At 73.2% G+C, this 17,731-nt stretch carries 11 protein-coding genes and 1 riboswitch; of the genes, 4 read left to right on the top strand and 7 right to left on the bottom strand.

All coding sequences use genetic code 11. The features are described from left to right. Positions 1–26: 26 nt before the first annotated feature. Positions 27–162: riboswitch (cyclic di-AMP (ydaO/yuaA leader) on the top strand. Positions 163–173: 11 nt separating this feature from the next. Further along, a complete protein-coding gene (locus OG766_RS16520; protein ID WP_266379814.1) occupies positions 174–1,220 on the top strand; it encodes a M23 family metallopeptidase in 1,047 nt (348 codons plus the stop codon). Between the two features lie 336 nt (positions 1,221–1,556). On the opposite strand, the gene OG766_RS16515 is transcribed toward OG766_RS16520, so the two are convergent. The 4 genes from OG766_RS16515 to OG766_RS16500 all read right to left on the bottom strand — a co-directional run bounded on the left by OG766_RS16515 (position 1,557) and on the right by OG766_RS16500 (position 6,667). Beyond that, on the bottom strand, positions 1,557–2,885 hold the full coding sequence (locus OG766_RS16515; protein WP_266379811.1) for a PrsW family intramembrane metalloprotease: 1,329 nt from the start codon (positions 2,883–2,885) through the stop codon (positions 1,557–1,559). A gap of 138 nt (positions 2,886–3,023) precedes the next feature. Next, positions 3,024–3,785 (bottom strand): tRNA (guanosine(46)-N7)-methyltransferase TrmB, encoded by a 762-nt coding sequence (gene trmB / locus OG766_RS16510; RefSeq protein ID WP_266384196.1) that lies wholly within the window; start codon positions 3,783–3,785, stop codon positions 3,024–3,026. An 86-nt stretch (positions 3,786–3,871) separates the two neighbouring features. After that, positions 3,872–5,089, bottom strand: coding sequence for an L-2-hydroxyglutarate oxidase (gene lhgO / locus OG766_RS16505; protein ID WP_328725663.1), 1,218 nt, complete (start codon positions 5,087–5,089; stop codon positions 3,872–3,874). A 129-nt stretch (positions 5,090–5,218) separates the two neighbouring features. After that, positions 5,219–6,667, bottom strand: coding sequence for an MFS transporter (locus OG766_RS16500; RefSeq protein WP_266379806.1), 1,449 nt, complete (start codon positions 6,665–6,667; stop codon positions 5,219–5,221). 842 nt (positions 6,668–7,509) lie between these two features. Between OG766_RS16500 and OG766_RS16495 the strand changes: the two genes are divergently transcribed. Beyond that, positions 7,510–9,624 (top strand): asparagine synthase-related protein, encoded by a 2,115-nt coding sequence (locus OG766_RS16495; RefSeq protein WP_328725662.1) that lies wholly within the window; start codon positions 7,510–7,512, stop codon positions 9,622–9,624. A gap of 88 nt (positions 9,625–9,712) precedes the next feature. Here OG766_RS16495 and OG766_RS16490 read toward each other — a convergent pair whose 3' ends face one another. Next, the gene (locus tag OG766_RS16490; protein ID WP_328725661.1) at positions 9,713–11,554 is read right to left on the bottom strand and encodes a sigma-70 family RNA polymerase sigma factor; all 1,842 of its coding nucleotides are present in this window, start codon (positions 11,552–11,554) and stop codon (positions 9,713–9,715) included. Positions 11,555–11,850: 296 nt separating this feature from the next. After that, positions 11,851–12,630, bottom strand: coding sequence for a TetR/AcrR family transcriptional regulator (locus tag OG766_RS16485; RefSeq protein ID WP_266379797.1), 780 nt, complete (start codon positions 12,628–12,630; stop codon positions 11,851–11,853). Between the two features lie 337 nt (positions 12,631–12,967). Between OG766_RS16485 and OG766_RS16480 the strand changes: the two genes are divergently transcribed. Further along, positions 12,968–14,452 carry an NAD(P)/FAD-dependent oxidoreductase gene (locus OG766_RS16480; protein WP_328725660.1) on the top strand — a complete coding sequence of 495 codons (1,485 nt, stop codon included), beginning with the start codon at positions 12,968–12,970 and terminating at the stop codon, positions 14,450–14,452. A gap of 238 nt (positions 14,453–14,690) precedes the next feature. Continuing rightward, positions 14,691–16,439 (top strand): ATP-binding SpoIIE family protein phosphatase, encoded by a 1,749-nt coding sequence (locus OG766_RS16475; protein WP_328725659.1) that lies wholly within the window; start codon positions 14,691–14,693, stop codon positions 16,437–16,439. Here OG766_RS16475 and OG766_RS16470 read toward each other — a convergent pair. Continuing rightward, positions 16,436–17,725: an MFS transporter gene (locus OG766_RS16470; protein WP_328727486.1), complete on the bottom strand. Its 1,290-nt coding sequence runs from the start codon at positions 17,723–17,725 to the stop codon at positions 16,436–16,438. The two genes, OG766_RS16475 and OG766_RS16470, sit on opposite strands and share 4 nt — an antisense overlap. Positions 17,726–17,731 lie beyond the last annotated feature (6 nt).

The raw sequence follows: 17,731 nt of genomic DNA, 5'->3' as shown, positions 1-17,731 counted from the left end.
GTCCCAGCCGTCGCAAGAGACGGCACCGTGCGCATGCGCCGAATTCCGCAAGGGAACCGGGGAACCACCAATTGGGGTGAATCGGGCACTACGTCGTGCTCGTAGGAGACCTTCCTGCTCCGAACCCGTCAGCTAACCCGGTAGGCGAGAAGGAAGGAAAGGAGCACGCCTCCGTGGCGTCAAACGAGCCTGCCCTCCAGGAGCCTCCCACCACACAGTGGGTCCCCAGCGACCAGTGGACACCGGCCACCGGGGCGGAGGAGTGGAACCCGACCGAGGAATCGGTCCGTCCGGTCCGTGGCAGGCACCGCGTCGTCAAGCAGCGCAACGGACTGGCCCGGAGTTCCACCGTTCTCGGCGTCGGCGTCATAGCCGCGGTCGGCGCGGGTGGCATCGCCACCGCGCAGGACAAGCCGGCCGTCTCCATCTCGCTCCCCGACGCCATCACGGACAACCTCCCGGATCCCGGATCCCTTCCCGGCGTGGGCTCCTTCATGTCGGACGACTCCGACCAGGAGGACGGGAACGACGCGCCGCTCACCGCCTTCGCCGCCTCCCAGACGGCGGCGGACGGCGCCGAGGGCGCCGGTGACGCGGGCGAGGCGCTGCGCGCCCGGATCCTCCAGCAGGCCGATCAGCAGCGGGCCGCTGCCGAGGCCGAGGTGAAGGCGGCCGCCGAGAAGGCCGCCGCGGAGAAGGCAGCCGCCGAGGCGAAGAAGCAGCAGACCGAGGCCGCCGAAGTGGCTGCCGAGGCGAAGGCCGAGGCCGAGGCCGAGGCCGCGCGCAAGGCGGAGGCCGAGCGCCTCGCCAAGCTCGCCGCGAGCTACTCGCTGCCGACCTCGTCGTACACGCTCACCTCCACCTTCGGGCAGTCCGGTTCCATGTGGTCCTCCGGCTACCACACGGGTCTCGACTTCGCGGCCCCGACCGGTACGCCCGTCAAGGCCGTTCACGGCGGGACCATCAAGTCGGCGGGCTGGTCCGGTTCGTACGGCTACCGCATCGTGCTGGAGCTCGAGGACGGCAGCGAGGTCTGGTACTGCCACCTGTCGTCGATGACCGTCGGCGTGGGGCAGAAGGTCTCCACGTCCGAGACCATCGGGCGCGTCGGCGCCACCGGCAACGTCACCGGCCCGCACCTGCACCTGGAGGTGCACACGGCGGGCGGCGACGGCGTGGACCCGGCGGCGTGGCTGCGCGGCAAGGGCCTCTCTGTCTGAGGGCCTTCCGCTGAGGGTCTCTGCGTCCGGGGGTCTGTCCGTCCGAGGGCTTTCCGGCCGAGGACCTCTGCGTCCGGAGGCCTCTCCCTCTGAGGGCCCTTCCGCCTGAAGGCATCTCCCTCTGCGTGCTCCTCCGGGTCGGCTTCCGGCCCGGGGCCGCGGCCCGGTTCCGGTTCTCGCCGGACCGGGCCGCACCCGTGTGCGTACGAGGACGCGTGCTCGTACGCGTGCTCGTCCTCCCCCAAGTCGCCGGCGGCCCTGGCGCACTCCCCCCGACGCCTGGGTCGCCGGTCTGCCCTGCCCGGACGCCATGCCGCGAGGACGGCCCCGAAGGCCCTAGCCGCGATACGGGTTGTAGCCCCCGTAGTCCAGATACGGGGGCGGCTGCCAGACCCGGCCCGTCGCGCGGGCCGCGTACGTCAGGGCCGGGCCCGCCACGTCCCTGCGCTGCCAGAGGTGGTGGAGCAGCTCCTGCTCACGGGCGACGAAGTCCGTGCCCGCCGCGCCCCGATGGGCCCGGTGCCGCAGAAAGGCCAGGGAGGTCGCGAAGACCTCGTACTCGGAGACGGCGCGGGCGGCCTCCCGGCCGTGCGTACGGCCCGCCATGTCGCGGGCCATCGTGCGGGCCCGCATGGACGACAGGGCGTGCGGCTCGGCCGGGGCGAGCCAGCCCGCTGCCGCGTACGCGGGCAGTTCGGCCGCGACCGTGCGCAGTTCGCGCTGCCGGGTCCAGACCGCCAGCCAGGTCAGCAGGCCGAAGGCCGGCACCATGAACGCCGCGTACACGGCGTAGAAGCCCCACGGGCCGAACACCCCTGAGCCGTTCCACAACGCGTGCATGCCGATGGAGAGGACGAGGCCGAGCAGGGGCAGTACGGTCCTGCGGAACTTCCGGCGCTGTGCGCCGGCGGCGGCGAGGCCGAAGCCGATGCCCGTCAGCACGGTGAAGAGCGGATGGGCGAACGGCGACATCACGATCCGTACGAAGAAGGTCGCGGCCGTGACGGAGGCGAAACCGGACGTGCCGATCTGCTGGTCCTCCCCGAAGGCGGTGCCGAGATACAGGATGTTCTCGGTGAAGGCGAAGCCGGTCGCGGTGAAGCCGGCGACGACGACTCCGTCGACGACGCCGGTGAAGTCCCGTCTTCGGAAGAGGAAGATGAGCAGCACGGCCGTCGCCTTGGCGCTCTCCTCGACCACGGGGGCGATGACGGTTGCGCCGATCGTGTCCGCGTGCGAGGGGTCGGCCGTGGCCGTGGCTATCCACTGGGTCGCGAACGAGTTCGCGATGATCGCGACGAGGGCGGCCGCGCAGGCGCCCCAGGCGAAGGCGAAGAGGAGGTTCCGCCAGGGGCCCGGCTCGACGCGGTCCAGCCAGCGGAACGCCGCCATCAGCAGCGGTACCGGCAGCACGGCGAGGCCGAGGCCGACGAGGAAGCCCTCCGTACCGGTCTGTTCGCGCACCAGCGCCAGGATGACCAGACCGGACAGCGCGAGCAGGGTGATCAGGGTCCCGGCGCGCACGGCCTTGCTGCGCCAGAAGTCACGGCGCGGCTTGTACCGCCAGCGCGCACGCTCCGGTACGGCGTCGAACAGCGGCTGTTCGTCGAACGTCGGAACGTCGGGGCGGGCGGCCTGTTGCGGCTGCGGGGACCAGTCGGACACCAGACGACCCTAACGAGCACCACCGACACCGCGCGACGGCGATACCGCCGTTGGGCTTCCTCCGGCCATGGTCCACAGCGTCCGTGCGGCGCCGCCGCCCGGCCCGGCGCGGTCAGCCCGCGCGATCAGCCGGCGCGGTCAGCCCGCGCGGCGGAAGAGCAGGTCGTGCACCACGTGGCCCTTGTCGAGGCCCTGGCCCTCGAAGCGGGTCAGGGGGCGGAACGCCGGACGGGGAGCGTAGCCGCCGGCCGGTTCGGTGTTGTCGAAGTCGGGGTGGGCGGTGAGGACCTCGAGCATCTGCTCGGCGTACGGCTCCCAGTCGGTCGCGCAGTGCAGGACCGCACCCGGCTTCATCCGGCTCGCGGCGAGGGTGAGGAACTCGGGCTGGATCAGCCGGCGCTTGTGGTGGCGCTTCTTGGGCCAGGGGTCCGGGAAGTACACCCGCAGTCCGTCGAGCGCGTCGGGGGCGAGCATCTCGCGCAGCAGGATGATCGCGTCACCGTTGGCCACGCGCACGTTGGTCAGCCCCGCCCGGTCCGCGAGGCCGAGCAGATTGCCCTGGCCGGGCGTGTGGACGTCGACGGCGAGGATGCCGGTGCCGGGGTCGGCCTCGGCCATCCGCGCGGTCGCCTCGCCCATCCCGAAGCCGATCTCCAGGACGACCGGCAGCCCGTCGAACATCTCGCCCAGGTCGAGGGTGCGCAGCCCGTCGATGTCCAGGCCCCAGACCGGCCAGAGCCGCTGCAGGGCCTCGCCCTGCCCGGTGGTCACCCGGCTCCGGCGCGGCTGGAAGCTGCGGATCCGACGCTCGTGGTGCGATCCGGCGGGATCCGCGGCGGGGCCGCCGGGGAAGCGCGGCTCGCCCTTGGGGCGGACGGTGACGGTACGGGGGGAGGACACGCGGGGACCTTCGGTGACGACGTTCTCGGACTCAGACACAATGCCCCGATTGTACGGCGGCCCGCCCGGTCCCCGGGTGGTGCGCGTCACGCATCCGTCAGGTGCGCGAGAGCCCGTCTGGCCACCTCACGGCCGATCGGGAGGGACGCCGTCGCCGCCGGTGACGGTGCGTTCAGGACGTGGACCGTACGGAGGGACTCCATGATCAGGAAGTCGTCCGCCAGGGTGCCGTCCCGGAGCACCGCCTGGGCGCGGACGCCGGCGGCGGCCGGCCGCAGATCGTCCTCCGTGACGGGGGGCAGCAGCCTGCGGACCGCCGTCGTGAAGGCGCGCTTGGAGAGGGAGCGGTGCAGCTCGCCCGTGCCGTAGCGCCAGTGGCGGCGCGCGATCTGCCAGGTGCCCGGCCAGGTCAGCGTGGCCGCGAGCTCGCGCGGGTGGACCGTGGACCAGTCGTAGCCTTCGCGGGCCAGCGCCGGGACCGCGTTCGGCCCCACATGGACGCCGCCCTCGATGCCGCGGGTGAGATGGACGCCGAGGAAGGGGAACGCCGGGTCCGGGACCGGGTACACCAGTCCGCGGACCAGCTCGGGCCGGGCCAGCTCGTAGTACTCCCCCCGGAAGGGGACGATCCGCATGCCCGGCTCGTCACCCGCGAGCCGCGCGACGCGGTCGCAGTGCAGCCCCGCGCAGTTCACCAGCGTCCGGGCGCGGACGACGCGGCCACCGGCCGTACGGACCGCGACACCCCACGGCCGGCGGTCGACGACCCGCACCTCCTCGCCGTAGAGCACCTCCGCACCCGAGGCTCCCGACGCCTCCGCGAGCTGCGCCGCGACCGCGCCGAAGTCGCACACCCCGGTCGTCCCGACCCGGATCGCCGCGACGCCCTGCACCTGCGGCTCGTACTCCGCGATGCCCGCGGGGCCCAGCTCGCGCACCGGAATCCCGTTCTCCCTGCCGCGCTGGACCAGGGCGTGCAGCCGGGGCAGCTCCTCGCGGTCCGTGGCGACGATCAGCTTGCCGGTGACCTCGTGGGGGATTCCGTACTCCGCGCAGAACTTGACCATCTCCGCCGCGCCGCGCACGGCGAAACGTGCCTTCAGCGAGCCCGGGCGGTAGTAGATCCCGCTGTGGATCACTCCGCTGTTCCGCCCGGTCTGGTGACGGGCCGGGCCCGGCTCCTTCTCCAGCACCACCACGGAGGTGCCCGGCGCCGCACGCGTCAGGGCATACGCCGTCGACAGGCCGATGATCCCGCCGCCGATCACCAGCACGTCACAGTCGAACGCGGCTGCCGTCACCACACACCTTCCACCCCGGCAGTGCTGCCCCGGGAAAGCACCCGGGACCCCCGATGATGCACTGGCCCACTGACAAACGCGTTAAACCAGGTGGGACACGCATCACGGGACGGAGTACGGCCGGGGTACGGCTCACGCCGGGGTCATCAGCAGCGGTCTGGCCCGCTCCCGCAGCTCCGCCACCCGTGGCTCGTCCCCGTACGGCTCCAGCCGGTGCAGCAGATCGCGTACGTACTCCGTCGTACGCGCGGACGAGATCCGGCCCGCGACCTCCACCGCCCGGGTGCCCGCCGCGCACGCCGCGTCCAGGTTTCCCGACTCCAGTTCGGCCACGGCGCTCACCACCAGGCGCAGCCCGTGCGAGCGGACGAACTCCTCCGTCGGCCGCGAGAGCGCCTGCTCCGTGAAGCGCCGCACCTGGCGCGGCGCCTTCAGGTCCCGGTAGCACTCGGCGGCGTCGGCCGCGAACCGGTCGTACGAGTAGAACCCCAGCCAGGACGGGTCCGCGTCACCCTCCCGGGACCGCTCCAGCCAGCTCTCCGCGGCCTTCAGCGCCGCCCCGGCCGCCGCCGCGTCGCTCGCCTTCGCGTGCGCACGTGCCTCCACCAGCCGGAAGAAGCTCATCGTGCGGGCCGTCGCCAGCCCGCGGTTGCGCTCCACGGCCGCCTGCGCGAGGTCCACGCCCTCGTCGGCGAAGCCCCGGTACGTCGCCTGCAGCGACATCGACGCCAGGACATAGCCGCCCAGCGGCACGTCGGCGGCGGCGCGCGCGAGCCGCAGCGCCTGGATGTAGTACCGCTGCGCCGCCTCCTGCTGGCCGGTGTCGAAGGCCATCCAGCCCGCCAGCCGGGTCAGCTCCGCGGTCGCGCCGAACAGCGCCCGGCCGACCTCGTCCGAGTACGAACCGAGCAGCAGCGGCGCCGCGTCGACCCGTAAACACTCGGGGACCATCGACGAACGCCAGTCCCCGCCCCCGTACTTGGAGTCCCAGCGCCGGGCGTCCTCCGCCGCCTCGCGCAGCTTGGCCACATCGCTGTGGCCCACTCGCACCTGGCCGTCCTCGGGGCTCTCGCCCGCGCCCTCGGCGCTCGCCGTGCTCTCGACCGCGCGCTCCACCGACGAGTCGGCGGGGGTGATCAGCCAGCGGGACGCGGGAGTCGCGTACGCGCTCACCGCGAAGGAGCCCGCCAGCGACTGCCAGATCCCGCCACCGCCCGCGCGCCTGCCCGCCAGGTCCAGCCGGTACAGCTCGGTGGCCGCCTTCACCGCCTCGCCCACGTCGCGCGGGAAGGCGAGCCCGACCTCGGGCGCCGGGTCGGCGTCCGCGAGCCCGATCTCCTGCAGCGGCACGGGGCGGCCCAGCTTCTGCCCGATGGCGGCGGCGATGAGATGCGGCGCGGCGCCCTGCGGCACCATGCCCTTCGACACCCATCGGGCCACCGACGTCTTGTCGTAGCGAAGGGTCAGACCGCGCTGCGCCCCGAGGTCGTTGACCCGCCGGGCGAGGCCGGCGTTGCTGATTCCCGCGAGGGCGAGAACGGTGCCGAGCTTTTCGTTCGGCCCGCGTTGCTCCCTGGACATGCGCCACCCCTCGACACACAGACGGCCGCCGGGCTTCCGCGTCCGGCGTTCGTTCTGCCCCTCACCACAGTGGGACAACCCCCCGGAACCCGGACGCAAGAGCGCGTGGCCGAGCCCCCAGGAATATGCACCCCCCGCGGAGAACAGCAGTGACACACAGGGTAGTTCGCCGCATCCCGACCGTTAAGAGGCGGTGTTCCGTATGGCGGGATTGTTGTGTGCCCGGGCGAGGGACGGGGCCGGGACCGTGCTCCGGGTGTGTGGCCGTGCGCCTGTCCGTGCGCTCTCGTCCGGCCTCGGCGGGAGCGCTTCCATGAGTGCTGCGTGGGTCGGCCCACTGGCCAGGGATCCAGTGGGCTGGGGGACACCGCCGCCTCAATTCCCCGCGGGCGGCGGACCGGTCCGGGAGGCGAACAGCGCCTCCCGGACTGTGCGTCTGTCCGGATGTCTGGGGGTATGTTCGGTTCCCCGGTGCTCAGAAAATGGCCGAATGCCGCCCTTACCCCGGCGTTTTGTCCCCGAGGGTCCCCGCCCCGGGGCGTGCCGGACGGCGTGGGGTCGCGTGGGGCGGCGTGGGGCCGTGCGGCTCGTGCGCCGGGTGCGGTGGTCGCACGGCGACCCTGTGCGGTCGCGTGGCGGTCAACACGGCCACCCTGTGGCACCGGGTGCCGTCGACCGTCGGCAAATGGCCAATGCCAGGGGCGCGTTCACTTTTTGCGCACGCGACCCGGAGACCCTCCTGTGCGCCGTTGTCGTGGCAGCATGTCCTCATCGGGTGCACCCGGTCCGCCGAATCAGGGGTCCGGGTGTGCCGAGAGTTGTCCACAGGCTGTGGAGGCGCGATGCGGTGGCTGGTGGGATGGAGCAGTATCGCCGCAAGCTTCGGCACGGCAGGAGCGGTCGGATCCCGTACACCCACCACCACGGCCGACGACGACAGCCGCACCGTCCACCCCGTCGGCGCCCGGCTCCTGTGGGGCGACCCCGATCCGCTCTGGGCCGTCGGCGACTGGCGCCCCGACGAGGTCCGCGTCGTCACCGTCGACCCCAACACCCGCCTTGCCGTACTGGGCTGTTGCGCCGCCAGCGACGAGGAGCTGCGCGTCGGGCTCTTCGCGGCCCGCGGTGGCGCGCTGCGGCATCTCACCGCCTGGCCCGGCAGCTACACCGCGGTCGTCCAGGTCGGCCGCCGCATCACCATCGCGGGCGACCTCGCCGGCGCACGGCCCGTCTTCTACACGCCCTGGGCCAACGGCACGGCGTACGCCACCGCCGCGCTGCCGCTGGCCGACCTCATCGAGGCCCAGCTCGACATCGGGTACCTCGCCGCGCTCCTCGCCTGCCCCGAGTCGCCCGAGGCACTGCGTGACTCCACCCCGTACTCCGGAGTCAAACGGATCCCGCCCGGACACGCACTGATCCTGCGCGAGGGCTCGCGCGAGATCACCGGGTACGAACCGGTCGCCTCGCTCGCCGTCGCCGCGCCCCAACTCGACCCGGTCCAGGCCATGGAAGGGATGCGGGACGCGCTCGTCGACGCCGTACGCGCGAGACTCACCGCGCCCCGGCACGCGCCCGAGACGCTCCCGCCCGATCCGGGACCCGTGCCCGGGATGGGACCGGCGGAACGGCGCGCGGCACGGGGCGCGCCCGCGCCCGGCATCGGCGCCGACCTGTCCGGAGGAAGCGCCTCCGGAACGCTCGCGCTGCTCGCCGCCGGGCTGCCCGGAGTGCCGGGCACGATACTCGGCCACGGCACGGGCGCCGGCGAGCGACTGCTGGCCGTCACCTTCAACGACCTGGCCGTGCCGCAGGGCCGGGAGGCCGAGATGGAACGGGCCCGGGCGATCGCCGAGAACCCCCGGCTGCACCACGTGGTCGTCGCGGCCGGCGAGGAGGCCCTCCCGTACGCCGACCTCGACGGGCCGTTGACCGACGAGCCCGGCCCCTCGCTCGTCGAGGCCGAACGCAACCGGAGACGGCTGGTGTCCGGCAGCGCCGACCACTTCACCGGGCTCGGCGCCCGCCAGGTCCTCGACGCGCACCCGGCGCGCCTCGCGGACCTGCTGATGGACCGTCGGCGCCGGCCCCTGCTCCGTCCCGTCTCGGCACTGGCGCGTGCGTCCGGTCCGTCCGCGGGCTCGCTCCTCGTCCCGCTGACCGTGTACCGGGCCGCGCGCAGGCTCGCCCGTACGCCCTACCGCACCGGACTGGAGTCGGCGGCCGCCCGGTTGCCCGAGGCGAACCGCCTCGTCCCGGCGGTCAACGGGCCCCTGGGCGCGTCCCTGGCCGCCCTGTCCTGGTCCCGCCCCGGGCCCGCGGCGCGCTGGCTCACGGGCGAGGCGCTCGCCGACGTATCGGTTCGGCTGCAGGAGGCGGCGACCCGGCCCACGTCGGTGCAGCGGCCGGGCGAGGCACGCGCTCGTGCGGCGCTCGCCCGGCACGCGGCGGACCACCGAGTGCTGGAGCAGGCGGCGGAGGTACGCAGCCAGCGGCTGCACGCCCCGTTCCTCGACAACCAGGTCGTACGGGCCGCACGCGACCTGCCCGAGGCGCTCCGGGTGCAGCCGGGGGCGCGGGCCGCGGTCCTGCGCACGGTCCTCGCGGGAGCGGGCATCCACGACCTGCCGACAGGGTGGGGCGCACCGTCCCAGACGGCGTCCAGCGCGGCGACACGGGCCGGGCTGCGCATGTCGCTGCCGCATCTGCTGGACCTGTTCGACACCCCCCTGCTCGCGGACGCGGGCATCGTCGAGGCCCGCGTCGTCCGCAAGGCCCTGCGCGCGGCCTCCGAGGGCGAGCCGGTCCCCCTGGACGGGCTCGCGGACCTGGTCTCCACGGAACTGTGGCTCCGCCGCCTCCTCGCCCGGCGCGGCACCTGCTGGACGGGCACGGCGGCGCCGCGCCGCCGAGCGGTGGCGGCGGGCGTTCCGAGAAGGCCGACACTGCAGGCGTAGCGGGTCCGGGGCCGCGTCGGGACCGCTCGTGACGCTGACGGTCCTGCGACCACCGCCGCCGAGCCCGGTCCTCCTGGCGGCGGGGGCGTCAGCCGCAGCTGATCCGGGACTGCGCCCAGTCCGCGACGGCCACCGAAGCGGACGGCCTCTGCGGTGCCACGACCAGCCGAATCGTTTCTTGGCCGGAGAGAACGACGTGCACGGGGACCGCCGCGTCACCGCCGCGCATCGGCGGCGACTGCCACAGCCGCACCCCGTCCCCGTACACGGAGAACCGCACCGGGCCCGAGCCCGGCGACATGTCGTCGACGCCGACCAGCGCGTCGTACGAGGTGCACCGGCGGTTCAGGTCGATGGTCACGGAGGACCTGGCGTGGACCGAGATCCCGTGCCCGTACCGGGTGCCGTCGATCGACATGCCCCGGCGCTTCCAGACCCAGCTGCTCTCACCCAGCCGCACCTCGGGCTCGGTGTGATCGCCGAACGTTCCGTACTCCAGCCGGTTGACCTGGTAGACGGACGCGGGGGGCGCCGGGGGCGGCGTGCTGGGCGCGGGCTTGCGCGCTGGCGGTTCGGGCGCCGGCTCCGCCGGTGCGGGCGGGGGAGACGAAGGCTTCGGAGCAGCCGCTTCGAGCTTCGGCTCCTCGGGCCGGGGCGACGGCCGCTCGGGCTCGGGCTCGGGCTTCGGCGCCGGAGGCGAGGGCGGGGCCGGAGGCTTCGGCGCCGACGGTGCGGGCGGCTCGGGTACGACGGGCTGCGCGGCCGGCGGCTGCGCCTGCGCCTGCGGCTTCGACACCGGCTGCGGGTCGCCCGCGAGGGCGAAGACCAGCCCGGCCGCCACCGCGACGGCCACCAGCGCGGCGATCCCGGCCTTCACCGGGGCCCCGATGCCCTCCGAGGCCGCGGCCCCGGCCCCGGCGGAACCACCGCCACTGGCGGATCCGGACCCGCTCGTGGCGGCGGCAGCACCGGCGCCCGCCGCCCCCGCGGCGCCGCCCGCCACGATCCCGGCGGCCTTGAGCGAGTACCCGCCGGCGAACCAGCCGATGACCGCGACCGGCAGCAGGGCGGGGATACCGGCGTTGACCTGCTCCAGCTCGCCTGCGGCCAGCCGGCACTTGGCGCACTCCTCCAGGTGCTTGCGCAGCCCGCGCTCGGCCCGCATCCGCAGGCCGCCCCGGGCGTACGCCCCCAGCCGGTCGGCGTACCGCGCGCAGTCGCCGCCCGAGGTGAGCGCGGAGCTGACATGGGCCTGCAGATAGGCCTGCTTGAGCCCTTCGCGGGCCCGGCTGGCCAGCACCGCCGTGGCGTTGGCGGTGAGGCCGAACAGCGGTGCCACCGTGCTGGGCGACTCCTCCTCGACGGTGGTGTGCCACAGCACCGCCTGCCAGCGCTCGGGCAGCGAGCGGAAGGCCTGAAGTGCCATCGACCGATCGGCCTCGTGCATCGCGCGCACATCGGCGCCCAGATCGAGCGCGCTCTGGTCCGGTACCTCGGACGAGCGGGCGGCCTGGTCGGCGAAGACGGCGAAGTCCTCGACCAGTTGCTCCCGCCTGGAGGAACTCGTCCAGGCGGCGGCGACACGGCGCACGGTGGTCAGCAGATAGGCCCGTACGGCCTGCTCGGGCCCCGCGCCGCCGCGTACCGCCTGGAGCGTCCTGGCGAACACCTCGGCCGTCAGGTCGTCCGCGGTGTCGGCATCGCGGCAACACGTACGCGCGTATCGGCGCACGGCGTCCGAGTGGCGGCGGAACAGCTCCTCGTACGCGCTGTCCTCGCCCCCGCGCATCCGCTGGATCAGGTCGGCGTCGGACGGCGGCGGACCGCCGGCGGCGCTCGCCGCACCGCCCTCCCGCTGCGGCGGCACACGTCCGCCGGTTTCCGCGCCCGCCCCACCGGCGATTGGCTCGTTCCGACCGTCACCGCTCATCGCGGAAGCCCCCGTACGCACCCAGTGACCCGAAGTATCGGCCAAGAGTGCCACAGCGAGGCGACGGCCCGGACTCCCCGGTACCCCAACCACCCGTCCGGGGAGGCCTTTCCGAAACCAAGCACGACGATTCACCCGCACAACAGACACCGAACGTGCCGTACGACCGGCCACCGCGCGGACACCGTGACGCCGCCGTGCAGCGCGCGGCGCGGACACCGTTACGCCGACGGCAGCCAGGCGGACGACGTCACATGCGCACCGTCACGCCGTCCCACCGTCACGCCATCGCACCGTCACGCCGGTCGCGAGCGCAGCCCCTCCAGCAGGATGTCCAGCAGCCGGGCCGAGGCCGCGGCCTGCTGCGCCGCGTCCGGAAGAGACGGTGCCGCCGTGGCTATCACGAGCAGCACATCGGCGACCGTGACATCGACCCGCAGCTCACCGGCCTCCCGCGCCCGCTCGACCAGCCGACCCACGACCTCGAGCAGCTCGCCCGCACCCGCGTCGTCCAGCTCCGCCGGGGGCACCGGACGCGGTGCGACGACGCGCAGACCGTTCTGCCCGGCGACGCCCAGCCGCTGCTGAGGCACCCGCGTCTCGTCCCGAGTCTCCTCGCGCGCCACGTCCGCGACGACCGTCGAGTCGTCCACGTCCACACCGACCCGAAGCACGTGCGGCGGCAGCAGCCGTCCCGCACCCGACGCGACCGACGTCCGCAGGAAGCGGGAGAGCGCGGACCACGGCTCCTCCTCCTGCCCGAGGGCCGTACGCGCCTGCTCCGTCAGCCGGGACGTCTCCTCCTCGGCTATTCGCCGTACCAGCACGTCCTTGCTCGGGAAGCGGCGGTAGACCGTGCCGACACCCACCCGGGCCCGGCGCGCCACGTCCTCCATCGGCGCCCCGTAACCGAGCTCGCCGAACACCTCGCGCGCAGCGCGCAGTACATGCTCCAGATTGCGCTGCGCGTCCACACGCAGCGGCGCGGAACGGCCGGTCACTGCCGTACCCACACGTCCGTTCACGCCGGCCTCGGAAGCGACAGCACCCGGCCAATGCGAATCCTGAATGTGCATATGTGTTCCCCCGGTAATGATTTGTCTCCCCCCGGAGACGCCCCGTCGTGGCAGCCAGGATGAATCAGACGAGTCACCGGCCCGACATCCCGACGGGGTACGAACATAGTTGAGACGAGGTCAATTCAGAAGGGGTAGTTCCGCACGGTGCGCCCCCCGATCGGACCAAGGGCCGGAACCTTCCTGATTCCGCCCCTGCCCAAGACCCCCCAAATCCTCGCTGACCTGCGCATCTTCCACTGCGGTAGGTACCGGCCCCGGTGAGGTCTGGCCAAAACCTCCGGTCACACAATTTGCCGGGCCTGTGGACAAACTCCTGGGACCGTTGCCTCATGGGATGGTGAAGGCTGCATACTCCCGGGACACGACCCCCGGCTCCTCGCCGCGCACGCGCATTCTCGTCGTCGGCGGCGGCTACGTGGGGATGTACACCGCGCTCCGTCTCCAGCAGAAGCTGAAGGCCGAGCTGGGGCACGGTGAGATCGAGATCCTCGTGGTGACGCCCGAGGCGTACATGACCTACCAGCCCTTCCTCCCCGAGGCGGCGGCCGGCGCGATCTCGCCCCGCCACGTGGTGGTCCCGCTCCGTCGCGTCCTGAACAGATGCCGGATCCTCATCGGCGAGGTCAGAGCCGTCGACCACGCCAAACGCACCGCGACCGTCGCGACCCTCGCCACCGAGGAGGAGGGCGCGGGCGCGGTCCAGGTCGGCTACGACGAGCTGGTCATCGCGCCCGGCTCGATCTCCCGCACCCTCCCGGTCCCCGGCCTCGCCACGTACGGCATCGGCTTCAAGTCCGTCGAGGAGGCCATCGGCCTGCGCAACCACGTCATCGAGCAGATGGACATCGCCTCCTCCACCCGCGAGCCCGGCCTGCGCGACGCGGCGCTCACCTTCGTCTTCGTGGGCGGAGGCTTCGCCGGTGTCGAAGCGCTCGGCGAGCTGGAGGACATGGCCCGCTACGCGACGCGCTACTACCACAACATCAAGCCGGAGGACCTGAAATGGGTCCTCGTGGAGGCGAGCGGCCGCATCCTCCCCGAGGTGGGTGAGGAGATGGGCAGGTACGCCATCCGTGAGCTGCGCGCCCGCAACATCGACGTACGCCTCGACACCCGGCTGGACTCGTGTGAGAACCGCGTCGCCGTTCTGAGCGACGGCTCCCGCTTCCCCACTCGCACGGTCGTGTGGACCGCCGGCGTCAAGCCCGCGCCCGTCCTCTGCGCCACGGACCTCCCGCTCAACGAGCGCGGCAGGCTCAAGTGCACGGCCGAGCTGACCGTCGAGGGAGTCGAACACGCCTGGTCGGCCGGGGACGCCGCCGCCGTGCCGGACGTGACCGCGAAGGAGGCCGGCAAGGAGTGCGCGCCGAACGCACAGCACGCCGTCCGCCAGACGAAGGTGCTCGCCGAGAACATCGTCGCCTCGCTGCGCGGGCAGCCCCTCAAGGAGTACGTCCACGCCTACGTCGGATCGGTGGCCTCGCTCGGTCTGCACAGGGGCGTGGCGCATGTGTACGGCCGCAAGCTCAAGGGCTACCCGGCGTGGCTGATGCACCGCGCGTACCACCTCAGCCGCATGCCCACCTTCAACCGGAAGGCACGCATCCTGGCCGAGTGGATGCTGTCCGGACTCTTCAAGCGTGAGATCGTCTCGCTCGGCTCGCTGGAACATCCGCGTGCCGAATTCGAACTCGCCGCGGGCGGTGTCCCGTCCAGGCCGCTGGAGCGCCGCCATGAGGACCCGCCTCCGAGAGGCCGCGAAAGACGACGTGGACAGGCCCCGGGCGCGGCGCCCGAGGCGGATCCCGGAGAGGGCTGATCGCTCACCGTCCCCTCTCTGTCAGTGCGGTCGGTCACACTGGACGTGTGACGATAGGTGGACCTGCGGCCTGCACAGAGTGATTCGTCCCTGGGCGATCCCGCCTGCGCAATCCCGACCGGCAACGACACCACGAGGCTTGGCTGTTCCACCCGGGGACGACCCCGGACCCCCCGCAGACACCACGGGCGCAGCCGCGCACACCAATCAGCAACGACACCACGAGGCTTGAAGATCCGTGAACTTCACGCGTTGGAGCGCCCGGCTCCCCGGTACGCAGCGTCGCGCCGCAGCGCGGCTGGACCGTGGCTCCGTGCCCGCGGCCCGCGGTGAGTACGACCAGCGGCCGGACCGCGAGGCCGACGCCACCGACGCCCTCACCGACCCGCAAGGCACAGCAGGCGCACCAGGCACACCGGGCACACCGGGTACGCCGGGTACGCCGGGCGCATCCGGCACACCGGGCGTGCCCGCCGTGCCCGCGCTGGAGCACTTCTCGGCAGGGGAGCTGCTCGGCCCGCTGCCCGCGCTGGTCGCCCTCGTCCACGGGCCCGAGCACCGCGTGTCCTACGTCAACGAGGCGTACGAGGCGGCGTTCGGCGCCCGCCCCGCCGGTGCCACGGCCGCCGAGGTCTGCCCCGAGTTCGCCGAGCTGGGGCTGCTGCCGCTGCTGGACCAGGTGCTGCGCAGCGGAAAGCCCCGCACCGTGAAGTCCCGCCGGATCCAGGGCGGCGGTTCGTACACGGTCACCTGCCTGCCCGCCGAGGCCCCCGACCCCCGCCACGCCGGCGAGGTCATCAGCGGAATCCTCGTCTTCGCCGCCGACGTCACCGCCCACGCCGAGGCCGCCGAGCGGCTGCGCGCCAGCGAGCGCCGCCACCGTGAGACCGCCGTCACCCTCCAGCGCTCACTGCTCCCGCAGGAGCTGGAGCAGCCGGACGATCTGCGGATCGCCGCCGAGTACCGCCCGGGAGGCACGGACGCCGCGGTCGGCGGCGACTGGTACGACGTGATCACGCTCGGCGCCGGCCGCACCGCCCTCGTCATCGGCGACGTCATGGGCCGCGGGGTGCGCGCCGCCGCCGTCATGGGCCAGCTGCGCACCGCCGTCCGTGCCTACGCCCGCCTCGACCTTCCCCCGCACGAAGTACTGCAACTGCTCGACGGACTGGCCTCCGAGATCGACCCCAGCCAGATCGCGACCTGCGTGTACGCGGTGCACGACCCGAACGAGGGCCGGCTCGTGTACGCGTCGGCGGGCCATCTGCCGATCCTCGTACGCGACGCCGACGGCACGGTCCACTCCGCGGAGGAGCCGACCGGCCCGCCGCTCGGCACCGGCGGCTGGCTCCACTCCTCGGGCACGATCGCGCTCCAGCCCGGTTCGACCGCCGTCCTCTACACGGACGGTCTGGTCGAGCGGCGCGGCGAGGACATCGACGAAGGCATCGCCGCGCTGGAGCGCGCGCTGGCCGGCGCGACCGGCACCCCCCAGGTGGTGTGCGACCGGCTGATCCGTTCCCTTGGCGTGACCGCGGAGCATGACGACGATGTCGCGGTCCTCGTCCTGCAGCACCCCACCCGCTCCGGCCCGGACGCGGAGCTGTTCCACAACGCCGCCCTCGAACTGCTCGGCGGAGTGGAGGCCGCACCACGCGCGCGTGCCTTCGCGTCAGGAGTGCTGGCTTCCTGGAGGTTCCCCGGCGAGCTTCGTGATCTCGGCGTCCTCGCGGCCAGCGAGCTCGTCGCGAACTCGCTCCAGCACGGCACGCCACCCATGCGCCTGCGGCTCCGCCGCACCGACCGCCGGCTGATCATCGAGGTGACGGACGGCGACGACCACCTGCCGCGCCGCCGCCGAGCGGAAACGGAGGACGAGGCGGGTCGCGGGATCTCCATCGTCGCGACGATCGCCTCGTCCTGGGGGAGCCGCCGCACTCCTGGCGGTGGCAAAGCGGTGTGGTGCGAGTTCGCGCTGCCCGGTTAGGCGGTGGCCTCGACCTTGTCCTGCTCGGGCCGGTGCCGAGCGACGATGCGCGACTTCGACGCGAGCGCCGGCTGGTCCTGTACGGCCGTCAGGTTCCGGCCCAGCTTCAGGGCCAGCGCGGTGATGCCCAGCGAGAAGAGGACGAAGGTCACGATGTACGGGCCGTGGAGCGCGGCGCCCATCGGCCCGCCCACCGCCGGACCGACCGCCAGGGCGAGCTGCTTGACCAGCGCGAACGCCGAGTTGTACTGCCCGACCATCGACTCCGGCGCCAGATCGGCGACGAGCGGCGCCACGGTCGGCGAGAGCATCGCCTCACCGAGTCCGAAGAGCGCGTACGTGGAGATGAACGCGGCCGTCGCCATCGTCTGGCTGCCGTGCCCGAGGCCCGCGTACCCCGCGATGACCCATGCGACGGCCCAGATCAGACCGACCGCGGCGATCACGCGCGAACGCCGCCGCCGCTCGACGAACCGCAGCACGAGGAACTGGGCGAGCACGATGACCGCGGTGTTCGCGGCCAGGGCGTAGCCGAGCCCCGCGGGGTCGATCCCGGCGGCCTCGGTGCCGTAGGCCGCGAGCCCCGACTCGAACTGCCCGTAGCAGGCGAAGAAGAGCACGAAGCCCAGTACGCACAGCTGGACCATCGCCCGGTGCCCGAGCAGCGACCGCAGCCCGCCCCGGGCCTTGGCCTCGGTGTTCTCCGGCATCGCGTCGGGGATCGACGGAGCCTTCGGCATCCGCACGGTCGCGGCGATCACGGCGAGCACGACGAACATCGCCGCCTCGATCGAGAACAGCAGGATGAAGCTGTCGGGGCGGGTCTTGTCGACGATCTGCCCACCGATCAGACCACCGACGCCCAGCCCCAGGTTCTGCAGGAAGAACTGCATGGCGAACGCCCGCGTCCGGGTGGACGGGCTGGAGCACCAGACGATCATCGTCGCCAGCGCCGGCTGCATCACGGCGGTACCCGCGCCCAGCAGCGCGGCGGCAAGGACGGCGGCGGGCACACTCCCGGCCAGCCCCATGGCGAGCGCACCCGCCGAGGCCAGCAGCGCGGCCACGACGAGCACGGGCAGCGGCCCGCGCCGGTCGATGGTCCGCCCGGTGAAGGGGAGAACGACGAGCGCGGCCATGGCGAAGACGGCGAGCACGGCACCGGCCGTGCCCGCGCCCAGGTCCCGCACCTGAGCCACATACACATAGAGATACGGAACGGTGAACCCGAGCCCGAACGCGCTCAGCACGTTCCCTGCCTGGATCCGGCGCATCGCAGCGCCCATCGCCTT

Origin of the sequence: Streptomyces sp. NBC_00259, assembly GCF_036181745.1 — a bacterium.
Lineage (GTDB): Bacteria > Actinomycetota > Actinomycetes > Streptomycetales > Streptomycetaceae > Streptomyces > Streptomyces pratisoli.
Note: the sequence above shows the minus strand (reverse complement) of the source record. Positions and strands in the feature narration are given on the sequence as shown.